Raw genomic sequence first — 6,256 nt, 5'->3', positions numbered from 1 at the left:
GCCGCCGGACCCCTCTTCATGAAGGCCCCCACTCACACACGTGAGCGGGGGCCTTCAACACACCCACAACCAAACAACCAACACCCCCACACACGCCCAGCCACAAACACCCACACACACCCCAACACGGCGGCTCGCAGCACCTCACCGCCTTGCACCGGTGGGGGACCAGTTCACGCGTTCTCCCACGCATCCTCCGTACGCACCAAAGCCCGCACCTCCCCTGGCAGACCGTCGGTCACGAGGTCGGCGAGCGTCACCCGTTCCAGCACGGTGCGCACGTTGGCGCGCAGCGCCACCCACACCTGCAGCAGCGGCGCCGCAGCGCCCTGGTACTCCAGGTCCGAGGGTCGCTTGCCGCGCACGAAGACGAGCGGCCCGTCGACAGCGCGGATCACATCGGCGATCGTGACCTTGTCCGCGGGGCGCGCCAACCGGTAGCCGCCGCCGGCGCCGCGCTGGCTGACCACCAGTCCGTCCCGGCGCAGATCACTGAGGATCCCTTCGAGAAACCGGTACGGGATGCCCTGGGCCGTGGCGAGGGCTTCAGCGCGAACGGGCATGTCATGGTCGGCGGCCGCGAGTTCGGCGGCGGCCCTCACGGCATAGTCGGCACGTGCGGAGATCCTCATGGCCCTATTATCCACCGGAAATGGCGGCTTATCCCTCCCGTGACACTCCTGCCCGTGACTGGCACCAGACCCGTCGGTCTCCGCACACCTTCTGGAGATCGGACCACCTCTGCCTCCGGCACCCGCCCCTGGCGGCTCGCGGCGGCCGGCCGCGGTGGCATGCGCATTCGGGGGCCGCCCGCACCACCTTCTAAGGTGTAGGCATGACTTCCGACCGCGCCGCCGTGATCACCGTGTCGGACCGTTGCGCCCGGGGCGAGGCCGAGGACCGCTCCGGTCCCCTTCTGGTCCAGGCCCTCGCGGAACGGGGGATCAGTGACGTCGTCACCCGGGTCGTTCCGGACGGCATCGAGTCCGTCCGTGACGTGCTGCGATGGACGCTCGCCCAGGGCGCTCGGCTGATTCTCACGACCGGTGGCACCGGGGTCACCCCCCGTGACCTCACTCCCGAAGGCACGCGAGGACTCCTGGACACCGAGATTCCCGGTCTCGCCGAGGCGATCCGTGCCCACGGTGCCGACGCGGGTGTACGCACGGCCGTGTTGTCCCGGGGCCTCGCCGGGATCATTCGGGAACCCAACGGCGGTCGGCCGGCACTCGTGGTCAACCTTCCGGGGTCGACGGGAGGCGTACGTGACGGGGCCGCCGTCGTCCTGCCGCTCTGGCCGCATCTGCGTGACCAGCTCGACGGAGTCGACCACGCCGTGCCGCCCGGCCGTTAGCCGGCCCGACGGCGACCGCTGCCGCCGAACTCCTACCGGTCACCCGCCGGCGGCGGATGCCGGGACGCTGGTCGCCGTCCTGGTCGGGCCGTCAGCCGCCCGCGAAGGGCGGCAGCACGTCGACGGTCGTCCCGTCGGGGACCGGTGTGTCGTCCGACGGCGCCCGTGCCCCGGCGACGAGCAGCGTGCACTTCGGCAGGACCTCGCCCAGCCGCTCGCCGTGCCGTGCGGTCAGCTCCGTCCGCAGGCCGCCGGTCGTCGTCGGCCCCGGCAGAGCCTCCGAGGAGACGCCCGACGCCTCGCGGGCTCCGGCGAAGTACCGCACCTGGATCACGGAGCTTTCGCCTCCGACCGCAGCCAGTCGCCCGACTTGCCGCCCGTCTTCGCGACGAGGCGCACGTCCGCGAGCGACACGGACTTGTCCAGACCCTTGACCATGTCGACCACGGCAAGGCCGGCGATCGACACCGCGGTCAGCGCTTCCATCTCCACGCCGGTACGGTCCGCGGTGCGTACGGTGGCGGTGATGTCGACGCCGTCGTCGGTCACCTCGAGGTCCACCACGGCGCCGTGCACGCCGATCACATGCGCGAGCGGCAGGAGCTCGGCCGTGCGCTTGGCGCCGGCGATCCCGGCGACACGCGCGACGGCCAGCACGTCGCCCTTGGGCACATCTCCCGAGCGCAGCGCCGCCACGACGCCCGGAGCGCACACGACGCGGCCGGTCGCGGTCGCGGATCGTACGGTGGGCTGCTTGGCGGTGACGTCGACCATGCGGGCCTGGCCCCGGTCATCCAGATGCGTGAAGGTCACGTGCCCAGCGTAGGAGATCCTGGCGGAGGGCCGCGCCGGTTCCGCGCGGCCTCCGTGCGCGGATCAGTGTGCGCGGGCCGCCGAGCGGGCAGCGATCCGGGCCACCGTGCGCTGCGCGCCGCGTGCCGCGACCCGCTTCGCGAGCACGGCGGTCCCCGCCGCGACGGCGGCGAACACCGTCGCCTGGACCACGTCGAGCTCTGGGTCGTCCGATTTGGTGGGTGCGTCTTTTCCGGTGACTTGCTTCCAGACCAGTGCCAGCGCCTTCTGTGCCGCCCAGCCGGCGGCGAACGTGAGGGCGATGGTGCCGATCTTCACCGCAAGTGTCGGTTCCGTCTCATTCTCGGCCACGAACCCACCGTAGCGGCATCCGTGTCGGACAGCAGAGGTAGGCTGCCGAGAACAACGACAGGGGAGCCCCCGCCGTCATCGATGCGGGCGCTGAGAGTGCGGTTCGCCGCAGACCCTCGAACCTGATCCGGTTAGCACCGGTGGAGGAAGTCGAAAGGACCTTTCATGACCATGTTCCGACGCACCCCCGTGACCACCGCGGCCGCCGCGTCCGTCGCGGCGGCGTTGCTGCTCGCCGGATGCACCGGTCAGCCCGACGGCGACCCGGAGACCGACGCCTCGCCCGCCTCCGACACCGTCACGCTCGTCACCCACGACTCGTTCGCTCTCAGCGACGGCATCCTCGGTGAGTTCGAGGAGGAGACCGGGCTCACCGTCGAGGTGAACGCCGCCGGAGACGCGGGCACGCTCGCCAACCAGCTCGTGCTGACCAAGGACGCGCCGCTCGGCGACGCCGTGTTCGGCATCGACAACACGTTCGCCTCACGAGTGACGGACGAGGGCGTGATCGCGGGCGATCTCGCGCAGATCGACCAGGGCGATGTCTGCGTCAACGCGGACAAGGAGTGGTTCGCCGAGCAGAACCTGGAGATCCCCGAGACCCTGACGGACCTGGCCGAGCCCTCGTACCAGGGGCTGCTCGTCGTCACGAACCCCGCGACGTCGTCCCCCGGGCTCGCCTTCCTCCTGGCCACCTACGACGCCTTCGGCCCCAACGGCTTCGGCGACTACTGGGAGGCGCTCCGGGACAACGACGTCAAGGTCGTCGACTCCTGGGAGGACGCCTACTACGTCGACTTCTCGGGCGCGGACGGAGAGGGCGACCGTCCACTGGTGCTCTCGTACTCGACCTCCCCGGCCTACACGGTGGGCGACGACGGCGAGTCCACCACCACCGCGCTCCTCGAGACGTGCTTCCGCCAGGAGGAGTACGCGGGCGTGCTGAACGGCGCCGACAACCCGGACGGCGCCTGGGAGCTCGTGCGGTTCCTGCAGTCGGAGACCGTTCAGCAGGACCTCCCCGGCTCCATGTACATGTACCCGGCCGACGAGGACGTCGCCCTGCCGGAGGACTGGGTCGAGCACGCTCCGCTCGCCGAGGACCCGCACGAGGTCGACCCCGAGGAGATCGCGGAGCACCGTGACGAGTGGATCGAGGCGTGGACAGCGATCGTCCTGGGATGACGCCCACGTCCGCACCCGCGCGGGTGGGACGGCTCGCCCGCGCCCCGTGGGCGGCGGGCGCCGCGTGGAGCGTGGTCGCCCTGGTCCCGCTGGGGTTCCTGGCGCTGTTCTTCGCGTGGCCCGTGACGGTACTCGTCCTGCGCGGATTCGTCGCCGACGGCGCCCTGGACCTCACCGGGTTCGCCGAGGTCCTCGGGCGTCCGCGCACCTGGCGCCTGGCCGGCCTGACGCTCGCGCAGTCGGTGCTCGGCACCGCGTTCTCACTTCTCGCCGGCCTGCCCGTCGCCTTCCTGCTGTACCGCCGCACCTTCCCCGGCCGAGCGCTGCTGCGCGGGCTCGTCACCGTCCCGTTCGTCCTGCCCACGGTCGTGGTCGGCGTCGCGTTCCGCAGCCTGTTCGTCCCGGAGGGCGCGCTGGGCTTCCTGGGGCTGGAGGAGACCCTCGGCGGGATCGTCGTCGCCCTGGTCTTCTTCAACCTCGCCGTCGTGGTGCGGACCGTGGGCGGGCTCTGGGAGCGCCTCGATCCCCGGGCCGAGCAGGCGGCGGCCGCGCTCGGCGCCTCTCCCCGGCGGGTGTGGTGGACGGTGACCTTGCCGTCGCTCGCCCCGGCCCTCGTCTCGGCAGCCTCGGTCGTGTTCCTCTTCTGCGCCACCGCGTTCGGCGTCGTCATGGTGCTCGGCGGGGCGCGCTACGGCACCATCGAGACCGAGATCTGGGTCCGCACCACCCAGTTCCTCGACCTGCGGTCGGCGGCCGTGCTCTCGATCCTGCAACTCGTCGTCGTGGCGACGGCGCTCACCATCTCCGCTCGGACGCGAAGCCGCAGAGAGGCCGCCCTGCACCTCGTCAGCGACCGGACGTCCGCGCGCCCTCTCCGGTGGTCCCGCGAGGACCTCGCCGTGGTGGTCGCCACGGCGGTCGTCGTCGGCGGGCTGATCCTGCTGCCGCTCGGCGGGCTCGCTCTGCGGTCCTTCCGCGGACCCGACGGCGAGTTCGGGCCGGCCAACTACATCGCGCTCGGCACCACGGGCGAGCGCGGAGCGCTGACGGTCACGGTCTGGGAGGCGCTCGGGAACTCGCTGCGCACCGCCGCGTGGGCGTGTGCGGTCGCCGTCGTGGTGGGCGGGCTCGTGGCGCTTCTCGCGTCCCGGCGCCCGCGCGGGCCCGCGGCCCGGCGGGCCGTCTCCGTCCTGGACGGCATGTTCATGCTGCCCCTCGGGGTGTCCGCGGTGACCGTCGGCTTCGGCTTCCTCGTCACCCTCGACCAGCCGCTCGGCGTCGAGTACGACCTGCGCACCTCACCCGCCCTCGTACCGATCGCGCAGGCCGTCGTCGCGGTTCCGCTCGTCACGCGCACCGTGCTGCCCGTGCTGCGGGCCATCGACCCTCGTCTGCGCGAGGTCGCCGGAACCCTCGGCGCCGGTCCCGCGGCGGTGCTGCGTACCGTCGACCTGCCGCTCGCCGCGCGATCTCTCGGGCTCGCCGTCGGATTCGCGTTCGCCGTCTCCCTCGGGGAGTTCGGCGCGACGTCGTTCCTCGTGCGGCCGCAGAGCGAGACCCTGCCGATCGTGATCTTCCGGCTGATCGGCCGGCCGGGAGCCGAGAACTACGGAATGGCGCTCGCGGCGTCGGTGGTCCTGGCCACTCTGACCGCCGTGGTGATGATGCTGGCGGAGCGCCTGCGGAGCGATCATGGTGGAGGAGAGTTCTGATGACCTCGTTGAACCCGGGTACCGGGCGCACCGGCACGGTCACCGGTCCGGAAGCCGTCGGCAGTTCCGGACTGGCCGTGCGCGACGTCGTCGTGCGCTACGCGAAGGCTCCCGCGAGGCCGTGGCGCCGCTCACCACAGGTCGCCACGACCGCCGTCGACCACGTCTCGATCGACGTCGACCGGGGCGAGATCGTCGCGCTGCTCGGGCCGAGCGGGTGCGGCAAGTCCTCGCTCCTGCGGGCCGTCGCCGGGTTGGAACCCCTCACCGGAGGCACGGTCAGCTGGGACGGTGACGACCTCACCGGCGTGCCGGTGCACCGGCGCCAGTTCGGTCTGATGTTCCAGGACGGGCAGCTGTTCCCGCACCGGGACGTCGGGCGGAACGTCGCCTACGGCCTCGAGGCGCAGCACGTTCCCGCGGCCGAGCGTGCCGAGCGGGTCGCTGAGCTCCTCCGCCTGGTGGGGCTCACGGGCTACGAACGGCGCCGCGTCGCGACACTGTCCGGGGGCGAGCGGCAGCGGGTGGCTCTCGGTCGCGCGCTCGCACCGAGCCCACGGCTGCTCCTGCTCGACGAGCCGCTGTCCGCGCTCGACCGGCGGTTGCGGGAACGCCTGGCCACGGACGTGCGACAGGTGCTGAAGGAGACGGGTACGACGGCGCTCTTCGTCACCCACGACCACGACGAGGCCTTCACGGTGGCGGACCGGGTCGGCGTCATGTCCGAGGGGCGCCTGCTCCAGGTCGCCCACCCGGACGAACTTCGGCAGAAGCCCGCGTCGCGTGAGGTGGCGGAGTTCCTCGGCCTTTCCTGACGTCCGGGCTGCGCGACTCGCGGAAC

The 6,256-nt window shown here is 72.0% G+C and carries 8 protein-coding genes and 1 riboswitch; of the genes, 4 read left to right on the top strand and 4 right to left on the bottom strand.

The features are described 5' to 3' along the window. Positions 1–173 precede the first annotated feature (173 nt). Positions 174–632 (bottom strand): RrF2 family transcriptional regulator, encoded by a 459-nt coding sequence (locus tag J0911_RS19185; RefSeq protein ID WP_207277088.1) that lies wholly within the window; start codon positions 630–632, stop codon positions 174–176. Positions 633–835: 203 nt separating this feature from the next. Between J0911_RS19185 and J0911_RS19180 the strand changes: the two genes are divergently transcribed. After that, a complete protein-coding gene (locus tag J0911_RS19180) occupies positions 836–1,354 on the top strand; it encodes a MogA/MoaB family molybdenum cofactor biosynthesis protein (protein WP_207277087.1) in 519 nt (172 codons plus the stop codon). A gap of 91 nt (positions 1,355–1,445) precedes the next feature. On the opposite strand, the gene J0911_RS19175 is transcribed toward J0911_RS19180, so the two are convergent. The 3 genes from J0911_RS19175 to J0911_RS19165 all read right to left on the bottom strand — a co-directional run bounded on the left by J0911_RS19175 (position 1,446) and on the right by J0911_RS19165 (position 2,518). Further along, positions 1,446–1,688 carry a MoaD/ThiS family protein gene (locus tag J0911_RS19175; RefSeq protein ID WP_207277086.1) on the bottom strand — a complete coding sequence of 81 codons (243 nt, stop codon included), beginning with the start codon at positions 1,686–1,688 and terminating at the stop codon, positions 1,446–1,448. Next, positions 1,685–2,167 carry a cyclic pyranopterin monophosphate synthase MoaC gene (gene moaC, locus J0911_RS19170; protein WP_207277085.1) on the bottom strand — a complete coding sequence of 161 codons (483 nt, stop codon included), beginning with the start codon at positions 2,165–2,167 and terminating at the stop codon, positions 1,685–1,687. Before moaC ends, J0911_RS19175 begins: the two co-directional genes overlap by 4 nt. A gap of 63 nt (positions 2,168–2,230) precedes the next feature. Then, entirely contained in the window at positions 2,231–2,518 is a 288-nt protein-coding gene (locus J0911_RS19165) for a DUF4235 domain-containing protein (protein WP_207277084.1), read from the bottom strand. Between the two features lie 49 nt (positions 2,519–2,567). Beyond that, positions 2,568–2,684: riboswitch (TPP riboswitch) on the top strand. On the opposite strand from J0911_RS19165, the gene J0911_RS19160 reads away from it, so the two are divergent. The 3 genes from J0911_RS19160 (at position 2,684) to J0911_RS19150 (ending at position 6,230) form a co-directional block, all read left to right on the top strand. After that, positions 2,684–3,703, top strand: a complete 1,020-nt coding sequence (locus J0911_RS19160) for a thiamine ABC transporter substrate-binding protein (protein ID WP_207277083.1) — start codon at positions 2,684–2,686, stop codon at positions 3,701–3,703. Its footprint overlaps the riboswitch before it by 1 nt. Next, a complete protein-coding gene (locus tag J0911_RS19155; RefSeq protein WP_207277082.1) occupies positions 3,700–5,415 on the top strand; it encodes an ABC transporter permease in 1,716 nt (571 codons plus the stop codon). The genes J0911_RS19160 and J0911_RS19155 overlap by 4 nt, the downstream gene beginning before the upstream one ends. Further along, complete coding sequence (locus J0911_RS19150) at positions 5,415–6,230, top strand: ABC transporter ATP-binding protein (RefSeq protein ID WP_207277081.1); 816 nt, start codon at positions 5,415–5,417, stop codon at positions 6,228–6,230. Before J0911_RS19155 ends, J0911_RS19150 begins: the two co-directional genes overlap by 1 nt. The last annotated feature ends 26 nt before the right edge of the window (positions 6,231–6,256 follow it).

It is taken from the genome of Myceligenerans salitolerans, from assembly GCF_017349295.1.
Lineage (GTDB): Bacteria > Actinomycetota > Actinomycetes > Actinomycetales > Cellulomonadaceae > Myceligenerans > Myceligenerans salitolerans.
This window is presented reverse-complemented; position numbering and strand designations above follow the sequence as displayed.

Coding starts and splice junctions, on each gene's coding strand:
- J0911_RS19185 (WP_207277088.1), bottom strand. CDS start 632: ATGAGGATCTCCGCACGTGCCGACTATGCCGTGAGGGCCGCCGCCGAA.
- J0911_RS19155 (WP_207277082.1), top strand. CDS start 3,700: ATGACGCCCACGTCCGCACCCGCGCGGGTGGGACGGCTCGCCCGCGCC.
- J0911_RS19180 (WP_207277087.1), top strand. CDS start 836: ATGACTTCCGACCGCGCCGCCGTGATCACCGTGTCGGACCGTTGCGCC.
- J0911_RS19160 (WP_207277083.1), top strand. CDS start 2,684: ATGACCATGTTCCGACGCACCCCCGTGACCACCGCGGCCGCCGCGTCC.
- J0911_RS19150 (WP_207277081.1), top strand. CDS start 5,415: ATGACCTCGTTGAACCCGGGTACCGGGCGCACCGGCACGGTCACCGGT.